We start from the raw sequence: 23,840 nt of genomic DNA on the forward strand, positions 1-23,840 counted from the left end.
GGGCGGGCGGGGCTCCGCAGCCGCCGGCACCTCCCGCGGCGCCGCCGGCCGGGGCGCCGGGTGCGCCTGGGATGCCGGGTGCGCCTGGGACGCCGGGGGGTGGGGCGCAGTACGCCGCCACGATGCTGGCGCCGGGTGGGCCGCCGGCACCTCCGGGTACGCCGCCGACGCCTCCTGGGCCGCCTGGTGCGCCTGGTGTGCCCGGTGCTCCCGGGTCGCTGGGTGGGGGGCTGGACCATGCCGCCACGATGCTGGCCGGTCCGGCCGTCGTGCAGCCGCCGGGGCCGCCCGGCCCGCCCGCGCCTCCTGGTCCGCCCGCGCCTCCTGGTCCGCCCGCGCCTCCTGGCCCGCCCGCGCCTCCTGGTCCGCCGGGCGCCCCTGGAGCTCCCGGGGCGCCTGGTGCGCCTGGTGGTGGGGCGCACCATGCCGCGACGATGCTCGCCGGTCCGGGTGCGGCTGCGCCGTCCGGGCCGCCCGCGCCTCCTGGGCCGCCCGGCGCCCCTGGGGCTCCCGGGGCTCCTGGTGTGCCCGGTGCTCCCGGGTCGCTGGGTGGGGGGCTGGACCATGCCGCCACGATGCTGGCCGGTCCGGCTGTCGTACAGCCGCCCGGTCCGCCCGCGCCTCCCGGTCCGCCCGGGGCTCCTGGGGCTCCCGGTGCGCCCGGGGCTGGGGCGCACCATGCCGCGACCATGCTGGCCGGTCCCGGGGGTGTGCCGCAGCCGCCCGGTCCGCCCGGCACGCCTCCCGGCCCGGCTCCGCAGCCGCCGGCGGCCGTGTCCGGCGTTCCCACGGTGGGCCCCGGCTACCAGGCCGTCCTGCGCTACCGCGCGCCCGACGGCTCCGAGCAGCAGCTCATCCGCCGCTCGGCGCCCGGTACGCCGCACCCCGAGTGGCAGATCCTGTACGAGCTCCGCGCGATGAACGTGCCGCCGCAGCAGGTGCTGGAGCTGCACACCGAGCTGGCCTCGTGCGAGCTGCCCGGCGGCTACTGCGCCCGGATGATCCGGGAGACCTGGCCGCAGGTGCGGATCACCAGCGTGGCCCCGTACGGGACCGACCACGCGGGCCGTCAGCAGGGCATGCGCCACCTGCTCACCCATCAGGGTGAGCTGCACCAGGTGGCGGACGGGCCGGCGCGGCCGGCGCCGGTCCGGGCGCCGCTGCCGCAGGTCCCGCTCCAGCCGGCGATCCCGATGGACGCGATCGCGCAGGAGCTGGCGGGGGCCTTCGGTCCGCAGGGCGTGTTCCGCTACGACCAGCGGGCCGTGTCCCGTCAGGGCGTGCCGGAGATCGTGGCGCAGACGCTCATGTGGGCGGGCCTGCCGGTCGACTTCGGGCCGTTCTTCTGGGCGCAGGCGGTGCCCGGCCAGCCGGTGCCGACGCTGGCCGAGCTGGCCGCGCAGCGCGGGGTGCAGCCGGCGTCCGACGCGGGCTCGTACCTCGTCGTCGGCAGCGACTTCGGCAAGGCGCTGTGCGTCCAGTACGGGACCGCGCACATAGTGGCGGTGCCGGTGGAGGCCGGTCCCGGCGGGGCGCCCGTGCCGCCGCAGTTCGTGAACTCGAGCCTGCCGCAGTTCGCACGCTCGCTGGCGATGCTGGGTCACATGTGGCGGCTGCGCCAGCATCTGACGCCGGAGCAGGCGGGCCGCTGGACCGTCGATTTCCAGGCGAATCTGGCCGGCCTCGACAGTGCGGCCCTGGCCTCCCCGGAGAGCTGGTGGTCGGTGCTGCTGGAGCAGATGTGGGACGGCCTGCTCTGACCGTAGGACCGGACGTGTGGCCGGGCCGGTCCCCTCGGAAGGGGGGACCGGCCCGGCCATTCCGGCTTCTGAGTGCAAATGACGCATCCTTGACAGCAATCCCCGCGAGAGAGGCGCTCCCAGGATGACTGCACCCTTTGCGATCGTGCGCGGTCGTGGCTACCGGACGGACGAGGTCGACCGGTACCTCGCGCGGCTGGCCGGCAGCCGGGACGAGGCCTGGGAACGGGTGGCCCGGCTCACCGTGCTGGCCCGTCAGATGGAGGCGGAGTCCGAGCGGTTGCGGGTGGCCGTCGCCGCGCTGGCCCCCCAGACGTACGACGAGCTGAGCGAGCGCGCGCGGCGGATCCTGCAGTTGGCGCAGGAGGAGGCGCAGGCCCTGCGGGACGAGGCGCGGGCGGACGCGGCGGAGGCGGCGGACGCGGCCGAAGCGCACGCCGGCCGGGTGGCCGAGCTGGCGCGGCACGACGCGGAGGCGGTGCGGGAGCAGACCGAGGTGCGGGCGCGGCAGGGGCTGTTGCGGGCGCAGCGGGAGGCGGACGGGATCAGGGCGCAGGCGCGGGAGGACGCGGCGGGGTGGCGGTCCGAGGCGCAGGCCGCGCTGACGGAGGCGGGGCGCCGGTCGCGGGCGCTGCTCGCGGAGCAGGAGCAGGAGCAGACGGAGCGGTGGGAGGCGGAAGGGCGGGAACTGGCGGCCCGGGCCGAGGAGGCGGACGCCAGGAACGCGGAGCTGGAGCGGTACGCGCAGGCGCGGCTGGCGGAGGTGCGGCGGGGGTACGCCGAGGCCGAGGAGTCGGCGCGGCACGGTCAGGAGGACGCGGAGGCGCGGGCGGAGGAGCTGGTCGCGCAGGCGCGGGTCGCGGAGGAGCGCGTGGGGCGGGAGACGGAGCGGATCCTGCGGGAGCACGCGGAGGCGGCGGAGGAGATGCGGGCCCACATGAGCCACGTCCGCTCCAGCCTGGCGGCGCTGACGGGGCGGGCGGCGGCGGAGTAGGCCCCTGCCGGTGCCCTGGCCGGGCGGTGTGCGGTGGGGGCGTGGCCCCTGGGGCGGTGGTGTGGTGGAGCGTGCCCTAGTGGGGCGGGTGGGCGGTAGGGCGTGCCCCGGTGGGCGGCGGGCCCTGGCCGGGCCGGTGCCCTGGCCGGGCGGTTGTGTCGGGGCGTGCCCCGGTGGGGCGGTCTGCCTTGTCGGATGGTGTGCGGTGCCGGTGTCCTGGTAGGGGCCGTTGCCTGGCTGGGCGGTGTGCGGGTGGCGGGGTGTCGTGGGCCGGGGGCGGGGGCGGGGTGGGGTGTCGTCCGGGACGGGCTTCGATGTTCGGCGCCTGTTCCGGATGTGCCTGATGGGCGGTGCCTCGCGCCGAAATCATCTCGTTTTAGTCCCGGACGACACCCCACCCCGCCCCCGCCCCCTCCGTACGCCTTCACCTTCCGGTCGCAGCCGACCTCCGTCTCCTTCAGCCTCGCCGGCGTTTGAGGGGCGGGGGAGGGGGCGGGTGGGTGAAACTCGTGGCGCGCTCCTTGGAGGAAAGGTTTCCTCAGGGCGTCGCGCTCCTACGCTCGCTCCCGGATGCCACCGGACCCGCATCCGCCCGTGGAAGAGAAGAACGGAAACCCCCCATGCGTCTTCGCACCACCGCCGTGGCCCTCGCCGGAGCACTCACCCTCGTACTGCCCACCGCCGCCCAGGCGCTCGCGGACGACGGCCGGGCCTTCAACTACAGCTTCCTCCAGGACGGCGTCAGCCGGAGCGGGCAGGTCAGCGACCTGACCGAGGACAAGTGCCACGCGCTGGCCGTGACCGACGACGCCTCGATCGAGGAGGCCGTCAACGAGACCGACAAGGTGGCCCTGCTCTTCGACAACAAGCGCTGCGAGGGCGAGCCGGTCCTCGCCGCGGGTCCGGGGGAGAAGGCGGGCGACTTCGAGGCCGTTGCCGTCGTCTTCGAGGCCGCCGAGAGCGGCGAGCAGCGCGAAGAGGGCAAGCAGCGCGAGGAGGGCGAGCAGCGCGAGGAGGCGACTCCGGGGCAGGCGCCGGCCGACAGCGCGTCGGACGAGAGCTACGAGGACGAGGAGCCCTACAAGTCGGCCTTCCGCATGCTGGGCTGATCCTCGGCTCTGACGAACGCGGGGCCCGGCACCCTCGGTGCCGGGCCCCCGTCATGCCCGGTCGGCGGGCTCGTAGCAGTACGGGTCGCTGCGCAGGCCGCGCGAGGTGACCACCACCGTGAAGGGGGGTTTCGCCGCGGCCGGGAGCGGGGCCGTCAGGGTGCCGGTCGCGGGGTCCTGCGTCACCGGGAGCGGGGTGTCGGCCGCCGTGAGGCGGGGTTCGGTGAAGCCGCCGCCCTCGACCTTGAGCAGGCCGTCGGCGACGGTGGCACCGGTGATCACCGGGTTGGCGCGGGTGGCCATCTTGTTCAGCAGGTAGGCGCCGGCCGGGGCGCCGGTCAGGGCCCAGATCTCGGAGGGCAGCCGCGGGAGGCCGCCGGCTACGTCGGAGAGGAAGAACAGGACGACGTAGAGCATCGTGACCGCGCTCAGTGCGACGTACTGGAGGTCCACGAGGTCGGTCCGGCCGCTGTCGTTCGCGATCAGTTCGCGCAGCGGGCGGCGGCCGCCGGGGGTGGGCTTGGGGGCCGGCTTGGCCAGGCTGCCGTTCTCGATCCGGTGGCCGACGACCGCCTTCGCCCCGATCAGGGCCACGTACGGGCCTCCGAGCAGCGGCAGGTACACGGAGGTCAGCGGGGACAGCGGGCCGTCGGCGCCGCGGAAGTAGGCGATGCCGCCGCCGGCCGTCAGCCCGTACGCGAGGACCGCGAGCAGCAGCCAGACGAGGATCACCGTCCAGGCCAGCGCGAGGGTGGTGGAGGTGGAGAGCCGGCCGTCGCGGCCGGTGACCAGGCCCGGCCCGCGGCGCAGGCGCAGGGCCACCGGCCCGGCCAGGGCGGCCAGTAAGGCGAGCGCGAAGAGTGTGGATGCCATGTCGTCCCCCCGGAAACGGTCCTGGCACGAGGGTCACCCAACGGGCCCGGGCATGACAACCCGGTGGGCGTCACCGGTGCTCGGGCAGGGACGGGAACCGGCGTGGTGCCACCAGCAGCAGCACCAGCAGCGCCGCCACCCCGGCGGCCGTCGCGCCCAGGAAGATGTGCTCCACCGCGGCCGCCACCGCCGCCCGCAGGTGCTCGGAGGCGGCCGCCGGTAGCCCGCCCGGCTCCGCCAGGGCCCGCGCGACGTCGTCGAGGCGCTCCGGCAGCCCCGGCAGCGGGGTGTGCGCCAGCCGGGCGGCGACGGTCGCGTTGGCCACCGCCCCCAGCAGCGCGGCCCCCACGCTCTGGCCGACGGTGCGGCAGAACAGCACCGAGGCGGTCGTGGTCCCCCGCTCGGCCCAGCCCACCGTGGACTGCACCCCGACCATCAGCGGCAGCTGGAAGAGCCCGAGGGCGGCGCCCAGCAGCAGCATGACCAGCGCGGGCTGCCACGGCCGCGCGGGGTACGGCAGCAGGGTGAAGGCGAACAGGACGACCGAGGCCAGCCCCATCCCCAGGGCGGCGGTGTCGCGGAAGCCGATGCGCCGGTACACGTGCTGGCACAAGGCGGCCGACAGGGGCCAGCTCAGGGTCATCAGGGCGGTCAGGAGTCCGGCCCCGACCGGCCCGAGCCCGAGCACGGACTGGGCGTACGTCGGCATGAACACCATCGGGGCGACCATCAGCAGCCCGAGCGCCCCCATCGCCAGGTTCACGGCGGCGATGGTGCGCCGGCGCCACACCCAGCCGGGCAGGATCGGCTCCTCGGCCCGGCGCTCCACCCGGACGACCACCGCGGCCGAGGCCGCGCTCGCGCCGAACAGGGCGAGGGAGGGCGCCGACAGCCAGGGCCAGGCCACCCCGCCCTGCACCAGCGCGAAGAGCAGCAGGCCGCCGCAGGCGAACACGGCGAGCGCCCCGGCCCAGTCGACGGGGCCCCGGCGCCCGGGGGAGCGTACGGGTTCCACGAGGTGGCGGGCGGTCAGCCAGAGGGCCAGCCCGGCCGGCGGCACGTTGATCAGGAAGGTCCAGCGCCAGCCCGCGTACCCCGCCAGCACTCCGCCGAGCGCGGGGCCGAGCAGGGCGGAGCTCGCCCACACGGTGGTCATCCGGGCCTGTATGCGGGGGCGGTCGCGCAGCGGGTAGAGGTCGGCGGCCAGGGTCTGCACGGTGCTCTGGAGGGCGCCGCCGCCCAGCCCCTGGACGATCCGGAAGGCGATGAGGGCGGCCATGTTCCAGGCGGAGGCGCACAGCAGCGAGCCGGCGAGGAACAGGGCGGTGCCGAAGAGCAGGACGGGCTTGCGGCCGAAGGTGTCGCTGAGCCTGCCGTAGACGGGGAGGGTGACGGTGACGGCGAGGAGGTAGCCGGAGAACAGCCAGGAGAAGACGGAGAAGCCGCCGAGGTCGCCGACGATCTGGGGGACGGCGGTGGAGACGATGGTGCTGTCGAGGGCGACCAGGGCCATGCTCAGCATCAGCGACGCGACCACCGGCGTGGGCGGCCGCCGGCGGCCGGCGCTTTCTGCCGGGGGGTCCTGCCCCGTTGCCGGTCCGGGGGCCGGGCGGTCCGCGGAAACCTTTCCTCCGGGAATGCCCGCCTGATCCGTTTCCGCGCCGTTCTCTCCTGTTTCCACCGTGTTCCCCTCGTCTGCGGGGAACACCATCTCACCGGGCCGCACCGGACGGAATCCCCGTCTCACGGGCGCCCCCTCCGCCGCCGACCCCTACTCCGCATCCGCCGAAGGGCGGACAACCCCTAGGGGTCGCTCAGCATTTGGACCCAGGGGACGTTCGTCCCGGCGGAGGAGGCCGAAGGGCCCGCGACGTCCTTAACTGGTTCATACGAGCGGGGCCGCGGGGGCGGGGTGGGGTTAACCCCCCGGTGGATACGGCGCCGGGCACCAGGGCGCCGACGCCCCCCGCACCGCACACTTCGACGCGGCGACGCACGCACACCCGTGCGGGAGCCCGCACCAGCAGCACGCAACGCACCACCAACAGGGGGAGACACCGTGACAACCGCGATGACCGAGACCAGGCACGGAAGCAGCGGGGGGAACGCCCCCGTCGCGGCCCGGGCGCGCCAGGTCGTCAAGGCCTACGGCTCCGGCGAGACCCGCGTCGTCGCCCTCGACCGCGTGGACGTGGACATCCTCCGCGGGCAGTTCACCGCGATCATGGGCCCCTCCGGCTCCGGCAAGTCCACCCTGATGCACTGCCTGGCCGGCCTGGACACGGTGACCAGCGGGCAGATCCACCTGGAGGACACCGAGATCACCGGCCTGAAGGACAAGAAGCTCACGCAGCTGCGCCGGGACCGGATCGGCTTCATCTTCCAGGCGTTCAACCTGCTGCCGACGCTCAACGCCCTGGAGAACATCACCCTCCCCATGGACATCGCGGGCCGCAAGCCCGACCCGCAGTGGCTGGAGCGGGTCGTCGAGACCGTCGGCCTCGCCGGCCGCCTCAAGCACCGGCCGACCGAGCTCTCCGGCGGCCAGCAGCAGCGCGTGGCGGTCGCCCGCGCCCTCGCCGCCCGCCCCGCGATCATCTTCGGGGACGAGCCGACCGGAAACCTGGACTCCCGGGCCGGCGCCGAGGTGCTCGGCTTCCTGCGCCAGTCGGTCGACGAGCTGGGCCAGACCATCGTGATGGTCACCCACGACCCGGTCGCCGCCTCCTACGCGGACCGCGTCGTCTTCCTCGCCGACGGCCGCATCGTCGACGAGATGCACGGACCCAGCGCCGACCAGGTGCTGGACCGGATGAAGGACTTCGACGCGCGCGGGCGGACCTCGTGACCGTCATGAAGACCGCGCGGCGCAACTTCTTCGCGCACAAGGGCAGGATGGCGCTCTCCGCCATCGCCGTGCTGCTGTCGGTCGCCTTCGTCTGCGGAACCCTGGTGTTCACGGACACCATGAACACCACCTTCGACAAGCTGTTCGCGGTCACCAGCTCCGACGTCACCGTCAGCCCCAAGGAGGCCGAGGAGGGGGAGGGGTTCGCCAGCCGCGGCAAGCCGCAGGCGCTGCCGGCCTCTGCGGTGGAGAAGGCGCGCGGCGCCGAGGGCGTGAAGTCCGCCGAGGGCGGCGTCGTCTCGATGTCCGTCACCGTCGTCAACTCCAAGAACGAGAACATGGGGTCGACCACCGGAGCCCCGACCATCGCGGGCAACTGGACCGACAACGAGCTCAAGTCCATGAAGATCACCTCAGGCCACGCCCCGCGCGGGCCCACCGAGGTGATGGTCGACGCCGACACGGCCGACAAGCACCACCTGAAGCTCGGGGACGAGCTGCGCACCATCGCCGTCACCGGCGACGTCCGGGCGAGGATCAGCGGCATCGCCTCCTTCACGGTGACCAACCCGGGTGCGGCCGTCGTCTACTTCGACACCCCCACCGCGCAGGAGAAGCTGCTCGGCGCCGCCGGCACCTTCACCCACATCAGCGTCACCGCCAAGGACGGCGTGAGCGACGAGCAGCTGAAGAAGAACGTCGCGAGCGCGCTGGGCGCGGACACGTACAAGCTGCAGACCGCCAAGGAGGCCACGGCCGCCAACAAGAAGGACATGGGCTTCCTCGACGTCATGAAGTACGTGATGCTCGGCTTCGCCGGCATCGCCTTCCTCGTCGGCATCTTCCTGATCTTCAACACCTTCTCGATGCTGGTCGCCCAGCGCACCCGCGAGATCGGCCTGATGCGCGCCATCGGCTCCGACCGGGGCCAGATCAACCGCTCCGTCCTCATCGAGGCCTTCCTGCTCGGCCTCATCGGCTCCCTCGCCGGGGTCGCGGCGGGCGTGGGCCTGGCCGTCGGCCTGATGAAGCTCATGGGCCAGATGGGCATGCAGCTGTCCACCGCCGACCTGACCGTGAAGTGGACGACCCCGGTCGTCGGCCTGGTCCTCGGCACCGTCGTCACCGTGATCGCCGCCTACGTCCCGGCCCGCCGGGCCGGCAAGGTCTCCCCGATGGCCGCGCTGCGCGACGCCGGCACCCCCGGCGACAAGAAGGCCGGCACGGTCCGCGCGGTCCTCGGCCTGGTCCTCACCGGCACCGGCGGCGCGGCCCTCTTCCTCGCCGCGGCCGCCGAGAAGGCCGGGCAGGGCTCGCTGTGGCTGGCCGTCGGCGTGCTGTTCAGCCTCATCGGCTTCATCGTGATCGGCCCGCTGCTGGCCGGTGTCGTGGTCCGGGCGCTCGCCGCCCCCGTGCTGCGGCCCTTCGGCTCCGTCGGCCGGCTCGCCGAGCGCAACGCGCTGCGCAACCCGCGCCGCACCGGTGCCACGGCCGCCGCGCTGATGATCGGACTGGCGCTGGTCGCCTGCCTGTCGGTGGTCGGCTCCTCCATGGTGGCCTCCGCCACCGACGAACTCGACCGCACGGTCGGCGCCGACTACATCGTGGCCTCGCAGGGCGACCAGCCCCTGATGCCGCAGGCCGAGCAGGCCATGCGGGCGAGCAAGGGCCTGGACCACGTGACCGCCTACCGCGAGGTGGAGGCGAAGATCACCGCCCCGGACGGCAGCTCCGCCCGGGAAGGCCTGAGCGTCACCGACCCGACGTACGCCCAGGACGTGCGCCGCAAGATGAGGGCGGGCGCGCACCGGGACGCGTACGCCCCGGGCTCCATGGCGGTGGGATCCGGCTACGCCGACGAGCACCACGTCAAGGTCGGCGACGAGCTGACGGTGGCCTTCACCGGCGGGAAGACCGTGAAGCTGAAGGTCGCCGCGATCACCCTGGACGAGGGCAACCTCGACAAGGGCGCGAAGTACATCAGCACCGCGACCGCCGAGGCCAACCTCCCCGCCGACCAGCTGGCGCGGCCGTTCATGCTGCTCGCCAAGGCCGAGAAGGGGCAGGCCGACAGCGCGTACACGGCGCTCAAGGCGGCCATGGCCGAGTACCCGCAGTACAAGGTGCTCAACCAGACCGACTACAAGCAGGACCTCAAGGACCAGGTCGGGCAGCTGCTCAACATGGTGTACGGCCTCCTCGCCCTCGCGATCATCGTCGCGGTGCTGGGCGTCGTGAACACCCTGGCCCTCTCGGTGGTCGAGCGGACCCGCGAGATCGGCCTGATGCGCGCCATCGGCCTCTCCCGCCGCCAGCTGCGCCGCATGATCCGGCTGGAGTCGGTGGTCATCGCCCTCTTCGGCGCCCTGCTGGGCCTCGGCCTGGGCATGGGCTGGGGCGCCACCGCCCAGCAGCTCCTCGCCCTCCAGGGGCTGAAGGTGCTGGAGATCCCGTGGCCGACCATCATCGGCGTCTTCGCCTGCTCGGCCCTGGTGGGCCTGTTCGCCGCACTGGTCCCGGCCTTCCGGGCGGGGCGGATGAACGTCCTGAACGCGATCGCCAGCGAGTAGCCGGGGCGGTCCCACGGGGGAGCAGTACGGGGGAGCGCGCCGGCCCCGGACCGTCCGCGAGGACGGCCCGGGGCCGGCGCCGTGCTTCCGGGGGCCGGCGGACCGGGCAGCTCAGAGCACCCGCTGGAGCAGCACGAACCCGCCCGCCTCGCCCACCGGCGCGAAGCGCGACCCGGGGTGGAGCTGCCCGGCGTACGCGAGGGGGTCGCCGGCCCAGCCGGAGGAGTTGTCGAAGACCAGGAAGGCCGGCAGCACCCCCTTGGTGTTGCCGATCCAGAACACCTGGCAGCGCGAGGTCAGCCGGGTCAGCGCCCCGATGTCCGCCTCCACGCGCACCCCGTCCGGGATGCGCTCCAGCAGCCGCTCGACGGCGGCCGCCCGTTCGGGCTTCTCGTACGCGGACCGCTCCCCGAGCCGGGCCAGCGGCATGCTGCTCGCGCTCAGGGCGAGGGCGGCGGCGAGCACCGCGCCGGGCAGCTGGGCCGCGTACGCGCGCACCCGCGGCCGGCCACTGCGCCGGGCGCGGTCGAGGGCGTCGGCCAGGGCCAGCGCGGAGACCGGCATCAGGACGGCGCTGTAGTGGTAGTCGGTGGACCAGTAGTGCGGGTCCCCCGACAGGAACCGCCAGCCGAGGGTGGGCGCGGCCACCAGCAGCAGCGGGGAGCGCAGCGCGAGGAGGCCGGTGGTGGGGACGAGGATCCAGGCGAGGGTGGCCGCCTTCGTGCCGAGCCCGTGCAGGGGGCCCGGGCCTTCGCCGAGCTTGTCCCAGTAGGCGTAGCCGTCGGGTGCGAAGGCGGGGATCACCCCGGTGAACACCAGTGCGGCGGCGGCCGTCCCCGCCACGGCGACGGCCGCCGCGAGCCGCGCGGTGCGCGGGTCGGTGCGCCGGGCCCGCCAGGCGGCCAGGAGCGCCAGGGCCGTGAGCGTGACCCCGAGGTCCTCCTTGACCAGCAGCAGCGGCAGCCCCCAGCCGAGGGCGGCCCGCCAGCGGTGCGCGAGCAGCGCCTCCAGGGCGAAGGCCAGCAGCGGTACGGCGAAGCAGATCTCGTGGAAGTCGAACTCGACGGCCCGCTGGATCCCCCACGACAGCCCGTACGCGGCGCCGAGCGCGAGCCCGCGGGCACGGCCGAGGAGCCGTACCGAGGCCCGGGTGACGGGCAGCGCGGACAGGGCGAAGAGGGCGGCCTGCACCACCAGGAGGGTGAGGGGGGTCGGGAAGAGCCGGTAGAGGGGGGCGATCAGGGCGATGACGGGGCTGAAGTGGTCGCCGAGGATGTTGAAGCCCGGGCCCTTCAGGTCCACCACGGGCGCCTGCAGCCAGGCGTAGCCCCTGACCGCCTGTTCGAATATCCCGAGGTCCCAGGAGGCCTCCTCCATCCGCCGGAAGCGGGTCACCGAGAGCACCGCGTACGCGGGGAACAGGGCGGCGGCGAGTGCGTACGGCGCCCGGTGCGCGGCCCGCGCGGCCCGGTCGCCGGTGCGCGGGAGGCTGGCGGACATGGACATCCGGACAGATTGTCATCCCGGCCCGGAACCCCTTCCTCCGCCCCCCGGGGCCGGGGTCCGCGGCGCACCTCACCCGTGCGGGGCCGGAATGGCCCGCGCGGGCGGGGGGCCCGCGTCATAGGGTGGAACCCCCGGCCCGTTCACGTGTCGGGCCCTTCGCGTTGCCCCTTGACGCCCCTCACCGGATGGAAAGCCTGTCTCATGAGCCTGCACGGACTGCTCGACGCCGTCACCAGGGACCCCGCCCTCGCCGAGGCGGTCAGCGCGGCCGGGGACGGCAACCGCATGCATGTGGACCTCGTCGGCCCGCCGGCCGCCCGGCCCTTCGCGATCGCCGCGCTGGCCGCCCGTACCGAGCGGACCGTGCTCGCGGTCACCGCCACCGGGCGCGAGGCCGAGGACCTCGCCGCCGCGCTGCGCTCCCTGCTGCCCCCGGACGAGGTGGTGGACTACCCGGCCTGGGAGACGCTGCCGCACGAACGGCTCAGCCCGCGCAGCGACACCGTCGGACGCCGGATCGCGGTGCTGCGCCGGCTCGCGCACCCGAGCAAGGACGACCCGGCCGCCGGCCCCGTCTCGGTGGTCGTGGCCCCCATCCGCTCCGTACTCCAGCCGCAGGTCAAGGGGCTCGGGGACCTGGTGCCGGTGAGCCTGCGGCAGGGCCAGAGCACCGACCTGGGGGCGGTCACCGAGGCCCTGGCCGCGGCCGCGTACGCCCGGGTGGAGCTGGTCGAGAAGCGCGGGGAGTTCGCCGTGCGCGGCGGCATCCTCGATGTGTTCCCGCCCACCGAGGAGCACCCGCTGCGCGTGGAGTTCTGGGGCGACGAGGTCGAGGAGATCCGGTACTTCAAGGTCGCCGACCAGCGCTCCCTGGAGATCGCCGAGCACGGCCTGTGGGCGCCGCCCTGCCGCGAGCTGCTGCTCACCGAGGAGGTGCGCGGGCGGGCCGCGGCGCTGGCCGAGGAGCACCCCGAGCTGGGCGAGCTGCTGAACAAGATCGCCGAGGGGATCGCGGTCGAGGGCATGGAGTCCCTCGCCCCGGTCCTCGTCGACGACATGGAGCTGCTGATCGACGTGCTGCCGGCCGGGGCGATGGCCGTGGTCTGCGACCCGGAGCGGGTGCGCACCCGCGCCGCCGACCTGGTGGCGACCTCGCAGGAGTTCCTGATGGCCTCGTGGGCGGCCACCGCCGGCGGCGGCGAGGCGCCCATCGACGTGGGCGCGGCCTCGCTGCGCGGGATCGCGGACGTACGCGAACACGCGCGCGAGCTGGGCATGATGTGGTGGTCGGTCTCACCCTTCGCGGCCGGCGAGGACGTGGCGGGCGGCGACGTCCTCAAGCTGGGCATGCACGCCCCCGAGGCCTACCGGGGCGACACCGCCCGCGCGCTGGCCGACACCAAGGGCTGGATCGCCGACGGGTGGCACACCGTCTACCTCACCGAGGGCCACGGCCCGGCCGCACGTACCGTCGAGGTGCTCGGCGGCGAGGGCATCGCCGCCCGTCTGGAGGCCGAGCTGCGGACGCTGGAGCCCTCGATCGTCCACGTCGCCTGCGGCTCGATCGACAACGGCTTCGTCGACCCGGCGCTGAAGCTGGCCGTCCTCACCGAGACCGACCTGACCGGGCAGCGCACCGCCACCAAGGACCTGGGCCGGATGCCGACCCGGCGCCGGAAGTCCATCGACCCCCTCACCCTGGAGGTCGGCGACTACATCGTGCACGAGCAGCACGGCGTCGGCCGGTACCTGGAGATGGTGCAGCGCACCGTGCAGGGCGCCACCCGCGAGTACCTCCTCGTGGAGTACGCGCCGGCCAAGCGCGGCCAGCCCGGCGACCGGCTGTACATCCCCACCGACCAGCTGGAGCAGGTCACCAAGTACGTCGGCGGTGAGGCGCCGACGCTGCACCGGCTCGGCGGCGCCGACTGGACGAAGACCAAGGCGCGGGCGAAGAAGGCGGTCAAGGAGATCGCCGCCGACCTGATCAAGCTGTACAGCGCGCGCATGGCCGCCCCGGGCCACACCTTCGGCCCGGACACCCCCTGGCAGCGCGAACTGGAGGACGCCTTCCCGTACGCGGAGACGCCCGACCAGCTCACCACCATCGCCGAGGTGAAGGAGGACATGGAGAAGTCGGTTCCCATGGACCGGCTCATCTGCGGCGACGTGGGCTACGGCAAGACCGAGATCGCGGTGCGCGCGGCCTTCAAGGCGGTGCAGGACGGCAAGCAGGTCGCCGTGCTGGTCCCCACCACCCTGCTCGTGCAGCAGCACTTCGGCACCTTCTCCGAGCGCTACAGCCAGTTCCCGGTCAACGTGAGGGCGCTGTCCCGCTTCCAGTCCGACACCGAGTCCAAGGCGACCCTGGAAGGCCTCAAGGAGGGCTCGGTCGACATCGTCATCGGTACGCACCGGCTGTTCTCCCAGGAGACGAAGTTCAAGGACCTGGGCCTGGTCATCGTCGACGAGGAGCAGCGGTTCGGCGTCGAGCACAAGGAGCAGCTGAAGAAGCTGCGGGCCAACGTGGACGTGCTGACGATGTCCGCGACGCCGATCCCGCGCACCCTGGAGATGGCGGTGACCGGCATCCGCGAGATGTCGACCATCACCACCCCGCCGGAGGAGCGCCACCCGGTGCTGACGTTCGTCGGACCGTACGAGGAGAAGCAGATCGGTGCGGCCATCCGGCGCGAGCTGCTGCGCGAGGGCCAGTGCTTCTACATCCACAACCGGGTCGAGTCCATCGACCGGGCGGCCGCCAAGCTGCGGGAGATCGTGCCCGAGGCGCGGATCGCGACGGCGCACGGGCAGATGTCGGAACAGGCGCTGGAGCAGGTCGTGGTGGACTTCTGGGAGAAGAAGTTCGACGTGCTGGTGTCGACGACGATCGTCGAGTCGGGCATCGACATCTCCAACGCCAACACCCTGATCGTCGAGCGCGGCGACAACTTCGGCCTCTCGCAGCTGCACCAGCTGCGCGGCCGGGTCGGCCGGGGCCGGGAGCGCGGTTACGCCTACTTCCTGTACCCGCCGGAGAAGCCGCTGACGGAAACGGCCCACGAGCGCCTGGCCACCATCGCCCAGCACACCGAGATGGGTGCCGGCATGTACGTGGCGATGAAGGACCTGGAGATCCGCGGCGCGGGCAACCTGCTCGGCGGCGAGCAGTCCGGGCACATCGCGGGCGTCGGCTTCGACCTGTACATCCGCATGGTCGGCGAGGCGGTGGCCGACTACCGGGCCGCCGTCGAGGGCGGGGTGGAGGAGGAGCCGCCGCTGGAGGTCAAGATCGAACTGCCGGTCGACGCGCACGTCCCGCACGACTACGCGCCGGGCGAGCGGCTGCGCCTCCAGGCGTACCGGTCCATCGCGGCGGCGAACTCCGAGGCCGACGTCAAGGCCGTGCGGGAGGAGCTGACCGACCGCTACGGCAAGCTGCCGGAGCCGGTGGAGAATCTGCTGCTGGTGGCGGGCCTGCGGATGCTGGCCCGGGCCTGCGGGGTCGGGGACATCACCCTCCAGGGCCCCAACATCCGCTTCGGGCCGGTGGAGCTGCGCGAGTCGCAGGAGCTGCGCCTCAAGCGCCTCTACCCGGGGACGGTCCTCAAGCCGGCCACCTCGCAGGTGCTGGTGCCGCGCCCGAAGACGGCCCGCGTAGGCGGCAAGCCGCTGGTCGGCCGCGAACTGCTCGCCTGGACGGGTGAGTTCCTCACCACGATCCTCGGCTCGTAGCCGGGGGTGCGGGCCCGCCCGGCCGTCCGGCGCGGGTGGGCCCGAACGGCCGCCGGGGGCGGGCCGCCGGCATCGCCCCGCGGGCGGGCCGGGCGCCGCGGTGGCGGCCGGTGAGGCAGGCCCAGGCGTCAGGACTTCTTCCAGGTCGCGCAGCCAGTGGTCTTGAAGTAGCCGTCCTGTGCGGAGATCGTCACGACGGCGGGGCCGGTGGGGTTGTCGTTGGCGGCGATCGAGTCGATGCCGTGGGCGGCGTCCTTGGCGCGCTCCCAGTAGCAGCCGGGGGAGCCCTCGGCGGGGCCGGCGGACTTGTACGTGCCGGGGGCCAGGTCGAGGCCCACCTTGAACATGCCGCCGTCGCCCGGGGCCTCGGTCTTCGGGGCGTCGGAGACGGCCTTCGGGTCGACGGTCTCCCAGTCGTTGCAGCCGGTGGACTTGAAGAGCTTGTCGCCCGCCTCGACGGTCACGTAGCTGGTGCCCACGACGTTGTCGTTGGCGATGATCGAGTCGGTGTCGCCCGAGGCGTCCTTGGCCCGCTCCCAGTAGCAGCCGAGGCCCTTGTTGCCGGTGGTGCGGTAGGTGCCGGGCTGGAGGTCGGAGCCGACCTGGAAGGTGCCGCTGCCGCGGACCGCCGCCTTCTTGCCGCCGTCCTTCTTCGGCTCGGCCGGCTTCTGACTCTGCTTGCCGCCCGTCCCCTTGGCGGCCGAGGCGGCCGGCTTGGCCTTGGTGTCCTTCGCGCCGTCCGTGTCGCCGCCCCCGGTGCAGGCGCCGACGGCGACGAGGGCGAGCAGCGCGCCGGTGCCCGCGATGACCTTGTGGCGGGCGATCCAGCTGTGGCGCGGGGTGGAGGACTGGGACATGGGTGTGCTCCTGTCTCGGATCTCTCGGTGCGGCCGGCGTGCTCCGCTGTTGACGGGATCATCACAACAGAGCGTGTGAACCGAGTCAACACGATTCACAGGATTGCCGGGATTCACGCTGTGAAGCGGATTCCCAGCTGTGTACCGGTATGCTCCCGGCATGCTGGAGGAGAACGCCCCCGAAGTCGCCGCCCCCGACACCGGCCCCCACGCCGCCGCCGAGGTCACCGCCGCCGAGATCGCCCGCCTGGCCGGGGTCGGCCGGGCCGCCGTGAGCAACTGGCGCCGCCGCCACCCCGACTTCCCCAAGCCCGTCGGCGGCACCGAGACCAGCCCCTCCTTCGCGCTGGCCGAGGTCGAGGACTGGCTGCGCGCCCAGGGCAAGCTCGCCGAGGTACCGCTGCGCGAGCGCGTCTGGCAGCAGATCACCGCCCACCCCCGCGGGGCCGCCGCCGCGCTCGTCGAGGCCGGCGCCGCGCTGCTCGTCGTACGGGACCGCCCCGCCCAGTGGCTGGAGCTCGCCGCCCTCCCCGACGAGCGGCTCGCCGAGCGGCTGCCCGCCGTACGGGACGCGGCGCTCACCGCCCGGCTCGGCGCGGAACACCCGGTGGCCGTACGGCAGCCCGGGGCCGCCGCCGTACCCGTGCTGCGGGGCGTCGCCGAACTCGCCGCCGGCCTCGGAGCCCGCCAGGCCTTCGAGTTCCTCCTCGGCCGCCACCTGGAAGCCAGCCCCCGCCAGTACACGCTGACCCCCGACGGCTGCGCCGAGCTGATGGCGGGCCTCGCCGGCCCCGGGATCCGCACCGCCCTCGACCCCGCCTGCGGCACCGGCAGCCCGCTGCGCGCCCTCACCGGCGCCACCGTCCTGCACGCCCAGGACGCCTCCCCCGAACTGGCCGCCCTCGCCGCGCTGCGCCTCGCCCTGCACGGCTCCGCCCAGGTCCGGGCGGCCGCCGCCGACAGCCTGCGCGCCGACGCCTTCGCCGGGGCCGCCGTCGACGCCGTGCTCTGCCACCCGCCGTTCAACGAACGCAACTGGGGCCACGACGAGCTGGCCTACGACCCCCGCTGGGAGTACGGCTTCCCCGCCCGCACCGAATCCGAGCTCGCCTGGATCCAGCACGCCCTGGCCCACCTGCGCGAGGGCGGCACCGCCGTGCTGCTCATGCCGCCCGCCGCCGCCACCCGCCGCTCCGGCCGCCGCATCCGCGCCGACCTGCTGCGCCGGGGCGCCCTGCGCGCCGTCGTCTCCCTCCCGGCCGGCGCCGCGCCCCCGTACGGGATCCCGCTCCAGCTGTGGGTCCTGCGCCGCCCCGCCCCGACCGTCCCCGCCCCGACCGGACTGCTGCTGGTGGACACCGCCGGCCTGGACCCCGACGGGCCCGCGCAGGCGAGGGCCGCCTGGCCCGACGTACGCGACGCGGTGCTCGCCACCTGGGCCGCGTACGACCGCAGCGGCGCCACCCCCGAAGTCCCCGGCGTCAGCCGCGTCGTACCCGTCGTCGACCTGCTCGACGACGACGTCGACCTCACCCCCGCCCGCCACCTGCCCCCGCCCGCCGCCGGCGGCGGCCTGGCCGAGCTGGCCGCCGTACGCAAGCGGCTCGACGCCACCCTGACCCGCGCGGCCCGGCTCACCCCGCCGCCCGCCACCCCCGCCGCCCCGGCCGCCGCCCCGCTGTCCCAGACCACCGTCGGCGAACTCGCCCGCGCCGGGGCCCTGCTGCTGCGCGCCGGCACCGGCAGCGGGAACGGGGAGCTGCCCGTGCTCACCGAGTACGACGTCTACGCCGGAACCGCCCCCTCCGGCACCACGGCGCCGGCCGCCGCAGGCGGTTCCGGTTCCGGTTCGGGTCCCGGCGCCGGGCCCGACGCCGGAGAGGCGCTCGTCGCCGAGCCGGGCGACGTGGTCGTCCCCGTCGTCGGCGCCGTCGGCACCGCCCGCGTCGTCACCGAGGACCCGGCCAGCGGCGCCGGCGCCGTCATCGGCCGCAACCTCCAGCTGCTGCGCCCCGACCCGGCCGCCCTCGATCCCTGGTTCCTGGCCGGGTTCCTGCGCGGCACCGCCAACACCCGCCGCGCCAGCAGCCACGCCTCCACCGCCACCCGGCTCGACGTGCGCCGGCTCCAGCTGCCCCGGCTGCCGCTGGCCGAACAGCGGCGCTACGGGGCCCGGTTCCGGGCGCTCGCCGAGTTCGAGGACGCGCTGAGGCTGGCGGGGCGCCTGGGGGAGCAGCTCGTGCAGGGCCTGTACGACGGCCTGTCGGACGGCAGCGTCACGCCCGACTGACCGTGCTGCGACCCTGCAACGGTTGCGTCCATCCCCTCACCGACGGCCGGAAACGCTGTATACGCTTCGAGCCGTCACCTTTCCGCACGGCCCGTCAGGAGCACCGATGCACGGCCCCGGCATCCCGCCGCAGCAAGGCCCCCACGGCCACCGGCCCGTCTCCGGGGCCACGATGTCGCTGCGCGTGCTGTTCACGGCGCTCCCCGTCCTCAGCTGCGGTTTCTTCGCCTGGGGCGCGCTGCTGCGGCTCGCGATACTCACCCGCAAGCCCCGGGACTGGGCGCTGCTGGTGCTGACCCTGGTGCTGTCGGTCGTGTGGATCGTCTTCATCGAGCTCGATCCGACGGCCGAGACGAACGGCTGGCAGGGCAACGTGGGCGCCGGTGGCTCGATCTTCACCGGGTTCGCGGCCTGCGTGTACTACCTCGTCGCCGACATCAAGCACCACGAGGCCAGGGCCCTGGCGCCGGTGCCCGCGCCCTGGTACCCGACCGCGCCGCAGGCCCCGTACGGCGGCCACCACCAGCCCCAGCCGCCCCACCAGCCCCAGCACCAGCCGCAGCCGCCGCACCAGACCACGCCCGGCTACGGCTACCCGCAGGCGCAGCAGCCGGCCGGGCAGCCGGCCCAGCCCCCGCGGCTCGGGCAGGTCCGCGCCGAACTCGACGAGCTCAGCGAACTGCTGCGCAAGCAGAACCCGGCCCGGCCCCCGCAGCCCGGCGGCCCGTACCAGGACCCGAACACCACGGCGATCCAGGACCCGCAGCAGTGACCGAGCGCCTCATCGGCGAGCGCTACCAGCTCGCCACCGTCCTCGGCCAGGGCGGCATGGGCCAGGTGTGGACGGCCTACGACCGCCGCCTGGACCGCCGCGTCGCCGTCAAGCTGCTGCGCCCCGACAAGGTGGCCGGCCCCGGCACCGTCGCCGAGGAGCTGCGCCGCCGCTTCGTGCGCGAGTGCCGGGTCACCGCGCAGGTGGACCACCCCGGCCTGGTGACCGTCCACGACGCGGGCAGCGACGGCGACGAGCTGTACCTCGTCATGGGCTACGTGGAGGGCTCGGACCTCGCCGACCACCTCGCCGAGCACGACCCCTACCCCTGGCCGTGGGCGGTCGCGGTGGTCGCGCAGCTGTGCGCCGTGCTCTCCGCCGTGCACGCGGTGCCGATCGTCCACCGCGACCTGAAGCCGCGCAACGTGATGGTCCGCCCCGACGGGACCGTCCTCGTGCTCGACCTCGGCGTCGCCTCCGTGATGGACACCGACACCACCCGCCTCACCAGCACCGGATCCCCGATCGGCAGCCCCGCCTACATGGCCCCCGAGCAGGCCATGGGCGGCGCGGTCGGCCCGTACACCGACCTGTACGCCCTCGGCGTCCTGCTGTACGAACTGCTCAGCGGAGGAGTCCCGTTCGCCGGGACCACCGCCCTCGGCGTCCTGCACCGCCACCTCTACGAGCCCCCGGCCCCGGTGCGCCCGCTGCGCCCCGAGATCCCGCCGGAGCTGGAGGCGGTCCTGCTGCGCCTGCTCGCCAAGGACCCCCAGGACCGCCCTGCCTCCGCCCAGGAGGTGTACGAGGCCCTCGCGCCGCTGCTCCCGGCCCCCGGCAGCCGCCACCCGGCCGGCCCGCTCGACCCGACCCGGCCCTTCCTGCGCCCCCAGGCCCCCTGGCCGGACCGGGCAGCCGCCGTCCCGCCCATGCCCGCCCAGCCGCCCGCGCCGCCCCGCCCCGACATCCCGGGCGCGGTGGACGAGGCCCGCAAGCTGCTGGACCAGGGCCGGCTCACCCAGGCCGTGGACATCCTCGGCAACATCCTCCCGGCGGCCGCCGCCGAGCACGGGGAGCACTCCCCGGTGGTGCGCAGCCTGCGCAAGCAGTACGCGGCCACGCTGATGGACGACGGCCAGTACCGCCGCGCCCTGCCCGAACTGCGCCGCCTCGCCGACCAGTCCCCGGCCGGGGACCCGCAGTCGCTGCGCTTCCGCTACGACGCCGCGCAGTGCCTGGAGCAGCTCGGCGAGCCCGCGGCCGCGCTGGCGGAGTACCGCTCGCTGCTGCCCCTGTTCGAGAACCACTACGCCAACCCGGACCCGGGCCTGCCGCTGGAGGTCCGCCGCCGGATAGCGCACCTGCTGCTCTCCCTCGGCGACCGGGCGGCCGCCCACGACACCCTGGTGCGGCTGCTGTTCGACGCGGACCGCGTGCACGGCCCCGCCCACCCGCTCCCGGTGGAGATCCGCCGCACCCTGCAATGGCTGGGCCAGGTGCGGTGACGGGGCCCTGGCGGCGCTCCCGGGAATGGGTCGACGCCCGTTTCACGGAGGGCGGCTGGTACCCGGGCCGGGACATCGGGGAGGCCGCCCTCGCCCGCCTGGCCGGGCCGATGACCGCCGCGTACCGGGAGGACGGCCGCTACGGGATGGAGCTCTTCCCGGCGGCCGCCGCCTTCCTGCGCGAGCACGCGGAGGTCGCCCTGCGCCTGGGCGCCCGCCCGAGCGACCGGCTCGTCTTCTCCCCGCACCTCGTCCACCGCTCGGCCGCCGCGGCCGCCGCCGAACTCGCCCGGGGCCTGGGCAGGCGGGTGTTCACCATCGGCTACGACGCCGACGAGGGCGCCGTCTTCTACATCGACGAGGACGGCCGCTTCTTCTACGAGTTCTGGGAGGAACTCCACTTCGTGGGCGGCGACAAGTACGAGGCCTTCGGCGGACCCGTCTTCGGCGGCCCGGACGCCGAGGACTTCTACACCGCCGCGCCCGCGCCCCGCTGACGCCGCCGCAGCGCCGCCGTGAGCACGGCCAGGGCCGACACCCCGGCGGCCGCCGCCCCGGCCGGCAGGCCCGGCGGGCTGAACCGGCAGCTCACGGTGGTGGTGCGGCCGTCCAGCGGGACGGCGAGCAGGCCGAGGCGGCCCCCCGCCGGGCGGCCGTCGCAGCTCCAGCCCGCGATGGCCGGCACCGAGACCACCGCCGTGCCGGTGCTGCCCGGGGGCAGGGTGGCGCTCAGCCCCGAGGAGGTCACCCGCACGCCGGTGGCGGCCTTGGCCCTCAGCCCGGCGACCGCCGCGGCGAGCCGGGTCCCGTCCAGGCAGGACAGCGCCCACCGGCCGGGGGCGGGCCGGTCGAAGACGAGTTTCGAGGCGGGCCCGCGCGAGAGCCCCAGCGACTGGAGCGCCGCCCGGTTCTTGGGGGGATTGCCGTTCAGCTTGAAGGGGCGGCCGCCGGCGAGGCGGGCCGTGGCGTTGTACTCCGGAGCCCACAGGAAGGCCTCCGTTCCCGCCCGGCAGACCCCGGGCGCGACCGGGTCCTCGTACACATCGGCGCCCAGCAGCAGCTCCTGGTTCGCGAAGGGCGAGTCGCCGTACGCCGGGACCGGGCCCGCCGGGTGGACGGTGACCAGCGGGAGGGCCGCGGCGCGGGCGACGGTGCCGTCCGGCTTCAGCCGCGCGCCCACCGCGAACAACGCGTCCGTCACCGGGTTGTCCAGGCTCTGCACGCTGCGGCCGCGCGAGGTCCAGCCGGCGCCGAGCGCCGTCATGGTGCGCGTGAACACGTCCGGGGTGTGGCTGCTGTAGTACGCGCCGCCCTCCCCGCCCAGCAGCATCGGGTCGTTGCCGGACAGCGCCGGCCGGCCCGCGTCGGTCCGGTACGCGGGCCAGCCCTCGGCCCCGGCGAGGGCGGCGGCGCGCGCGGTGTGGGACCGGTTCCAGGAGGGGTAGTCGTCCAGCCCGGCCAGCTTTCCCCGGTGGCCGTAGGCCGTGGTCGCCGCGGCCTGCGCCACCAGCACCGCCGCCAGCACCGCCGCGAGCACCCCGGCCGCCGCGGGCGGCAGCCCCCGCCGGCCGAGCGCCCACCAGGCCCCGGCGCTCAGCGCCAGCCCGCCCGCGAAGAGCGCGTACCCCCACCCCGTCGGCAGGGCGCTGCCGGCCGCCCACAGCGCGGCCGCCGCCAGCAGGCCGGCGCCCGCCGCCAGCGCGCGGACCCCCGGTACGCCCGCGGCGAGCCCCGTCCACGCGGCGACGACCGCGATGCCGGCCAGCACGAAGGTCTGCCGGTACGCGCTGCCGTTCGGGGTCGCGAAGAGGTGCCAGGCCAGATGGGTCGGCGCCCACTGCAAGGACAGCAGCACCGCCGCCACCAGCCCCGCCCACCAGCAGCGGGTACGGGCCGGCAGCGCCCGGTGGAACGGCAGGGCCGCCAGCAGCAGCAGGGTCCCGGTGCCCACGAACACGGCGGGGGAGTTGAAGGAGTACGTCGCCGGCAGCAGCCGCGCGAACAGGTCTGACCACGGCACCGGGCCGAACTCCCTGGACCAGCCCGGGTAGGCCTGCTTCGAGCTGAGGAACAGGGGCACCAGCACCGGCGCCGCCAGCCCGATCCCCAGCAGCGCCGTCAGCGCCGCCCGCCCGACCGCCCGGGCCCGCTCCCGCGCTCCCTCCCGGGTCAGCACCACCCGTACCACCAGCACCAGCGCCGCCCCGAGTGTGGCCATGTACGCGGTGTAGAAGTTGGCCGTCCAGCTCACCGCCACCACCAGCACGCCCAGCACCGGACGCCGGGCGCGCAGCGCCCACTCGCCGGTCAGGCACAGCAGCGGGAAGGCGACGAGCCCGTCGAGCCACATCGGGTTGTACGCGGCCTCGATCACCGACCAGCCGCACAGCGCGTACGAGGCCCCCAGCAGCCCCGCCGCCCACCAGGGCCCGCGCCGCTGGGTGCGCAGCAGCCAGGCCATGGCCGCCGCCGCGGCCGTCATCTTCAGCACGGTCACCGTGTACACCGCGAGGTCGATGTCCTCGCGCGGGAACAGCGCCACCAGCAGGGCGAACGGGCTCGTCAGGTACGTCCCGAAGTCGGGCAGGAAGCTGGTGCCGTACCCGGACTGCCAGTTGAGGAGGAGTCCCCCCTGCGCCCGCCCGTGCAGCAGGTCCCACAGGTGCGCGTGGAACGGCACGAACTGGTTGCCGAGGTCGTTGACACTGCGGTGGCGCGGCCCGTACGGGAACACCCGCGCGACGGCGTCCCCGCCGCAGACGGCCACCGCGGTGAGGAGCGCCGCGGTCACCGCCCCGAGTACCCCGGCCCCGCGCCCCTCGGGCCGGGTGGCCGGGGCGGCGGGACGGCGGGCGGTGCGGCGCGGGGCGAGCTGGGATGTCGTCGGCATGGTGGTCCGACGATCTCAGGAGCCGGGGGGACCGCGGTAACCGGGGAGCGGACTCGCACCCCGACACCACCGGAATCGTTGGTCGAACCGGTGGCTCGGGCCACCCTGACTGCATACCATCGATCACCGCA

The 23,840-nt window shown here is 74.8% G+C and carries 15 protein-coding genes; 10 read left to right on the forward strand and 5 right to left on the reverse strand.

Annotated features, from left to right (window positions below; all coding sequences use genetic code 11):
* The 3 genes from AB0D45_RS29895 to AB0D45_RS29905 all read left to right on the forward strand — a co-directional run.
* On the forward strand, positions 1-1,760 hold a 1,760-nt coding region (locus AB0D45_RS29895), incomplete at its 5' end, for an SUKH-4 family immunity protein (protein ID WP_362464762.1).
* A gap of 124 nt (positions 1,761-1,884) precedes the next feature.
* Positions 1,885-2,754 (forward strand): cellulose-binding protein, encoded by an 870-nt coding sequence (locus AB0D45_RS29900; protein ID WP_361600726.1) that lies wholly within the window; start codon positions 1,885-1,887, stop codon positions 2,752-2,754.
* A gap of 620 nt (positions 2,755-3,374) precedes the next feature.
* Positions 3,375-3,863, forward strand: a complete 489-nt coding sequence (locus tag AB0D45_RS29905) for a hypothetical protein (protein ID WP_362464765.1) — start codon at positions 3,375-3,377, stop codon at positions 3,861-3,863.
* 51 nt (positions 3,864-3,914) lie between these two features.
* On the opposite strand, the gene AB0D45_RS29910 is transcribed toward AB0D45_RS29905, so the two are convergent.
* Together AB0D45_RS29910 and AB0D45_RS29915 are read right to left on the reverse strand one after the other, a co-directional pair.
* The gene (locus AB0D45_RS29910; protein ID WP_362464768.1) at positions 3,915-4,736 is read right to left on the reverse strand and encodes a hypothetical protein; all 822 of its coding nucleotides are present in this window, start codon (positions 4,734-4,736) and stop codon (positions 3,915-3,917) included.
* Between the two features lie 70 nt (positions 4,737-4,806).
* On the reverse strand, positions 4,807-6,375 hold the full coding sequence (locus AB0D45_RS29915; protein WP_362464808.1) for an MDR family MFS transporter: 1,569 nt from the start codon (positions 6,373-6,375) through the stop codon (positions 4,807-4,809).
* Between the two features lie 420 nt (positions 6,376-6,795).
* On the opposite strand from AB0D45_RS29915, the gene AB0D45_RS29920 reads away from it, so the two are divergent.
* The gene (locus tag AB0D45_RS29920) at positions 6,796-7,584 is read left to right on the forward strand and encodes an ABC transporter ATP-binding protein (protein WP_361600735.1); all 789 of its coding nucleotides are present in this window, start codon (positions 6,796-6,798) and stop codon (positions 7,582-7,584) included.
* Positions 7,581-10,154 (forward strand): FtsX-like permease family protein, encoded by a 2,574-nt coding sequence (locus tag AB0D45_RS29925; RefSeq protein ID WP_362464770.1) that lies wholly within the window; start codon positions 7,581-7,583, stop codon positions 10,152-10,154. The genes AB0D45_RS29920 and AB0D45_RS29925 overlap by 4 nt, the downstream gene beginning before the upstream one ends.
* A gap of 111 nt (positions 10,155-10,265) precedes the next feature.
* Here AB0D45_RS29925 and AB0D45_RS29930 read toward each other — a convergent pair whose 3' ends face one another.
* Complete coding sequence (locus AB0D45_RS29930) at positions 10,266-11,660, reverse strand: DUF2079 domain-containing protein (RefSeq protein WP_362464773.1); 1,395 nt, start codon at positions 11,658-11,660, stop codon at positions 10,266-10,268.
* Positions 11,661-11,861: 201 nt separating this feature from the next.
* Between AB0D45_RS29930 and mfd the strand changes: the two genes are divergently transcribed.
* Positions 11,862-15,395 (forward strand): transcription-repair coupling factor, encoded by a 3,534-nt coding sequence (gene mfd, locus AB0D45_RS29935; protein WP_362464776.1) that lies wholly within the window; start codon positions 11,862-11,864, stop codon positions 15,393-15,395.
* Between the two features lie 128 nt (positions 15,396-15,523).
* Here the strand turns inward: mfd and AB0D45_RS29940 are convergent, their stop codons facing one another.
* Positions 15,524-16,252, reverse strand: a complete 729-nt coding sequence (locus AB0D45_RS29940) for a hypothetical protein (protein ID WP_362464778.1) — start codon at positions 16,250-16,252, stop codon at positions 15,524-15,526.
* Positions 16,253-16,412: 160 nt separating this feature from the next.
* Between AB0D45_RS29940 and AB0D45_RS29945 the strand changes: the two genes are divergently transcribed.
* From AB0D45_RS29945 to AB0D45_RS29960, 4 genes are all read left to right on the forward strand, one after another.
* On the forward strand, positions 16,413-18,542 hold the full coding sequence (locus AB0D45_RS29945) for an N-6 DNA methylase (protein WP_362464781.1): 2,130 nt from the start codon (positions 16,413-16,415) through the stop codon (positions 18,540-18,542).
* 106 nt (positions 18,543-18,648) lie between these two features.
* Positions 18,649-19,314 (forward strand): hypothetical protein, encoded by a 666-nt coding sequence (locus tag AB0D45_RS29950; RefSeq protein ID WP_362464784.1) that lies wholly within the window; start codon positions 18,649-18,651, stop codon positions 19,312-19,314.
* On the forward strand, positions 19,311-20,819 hold the full coding sequence (locus AB0D45_RS29955; RefSeq protein ID WP_362464787.1) for a serine/threonine-protein kinase: 1,509 nt from the start codon (positions 19,311-19,313) through the stop codon (positions 20,817-20,819). The genes AB0D45_RS29950 and AB0D45_RS29955 overlap by 4 nt, the downstream gene beginning before the upstream one ends.
* Positions 20,816-21,316 carry an SUKH-3 domain-containing protein gene (locus tag AB0D45_RS29960; RefSeq protein WP_361601275.1) on the forward strand — a complete coding sequence of 167 codons (501 nt, stop codon included), beginning with the start codon at positions 20,816-20,818 and terminating at the stop codon, positions 21,314-21,316. The genes AB0D45_RS29955 and AB0D45_RS29960 overlap by 4 nt, the downstream gene beginning before the upstream one ends.
* Here AB0D45_RS29960 and AB0D45_RS29965 read toward each other — a convergent pair.
* Positions 21,289-23,709, reverse strand: coding sequence for a YfhO family protein (locus tag AB0D45_RS29965; RefSeq protein WP_362464790.1), 2,421 nt, complete (start codon positions 23,707-23,709; stop codon positions 21,289-21,291). The two genes, AB0D45_RS29960 and AB0D45_RS29965, sit on opposite strands and share 28 nt — an antisense overlap.
* Positions 23,710-23,840: the final 131 nt, after the last annotated feature.

It is taken from the genome of Streptomyces sp. NPDC048352 (assembly GCF_040651895.1).
GTDB lineage: Bacteria > Actinomycetota > Actinomycetes > Streptomycetales > Streptomycetaceae > Streptomyces.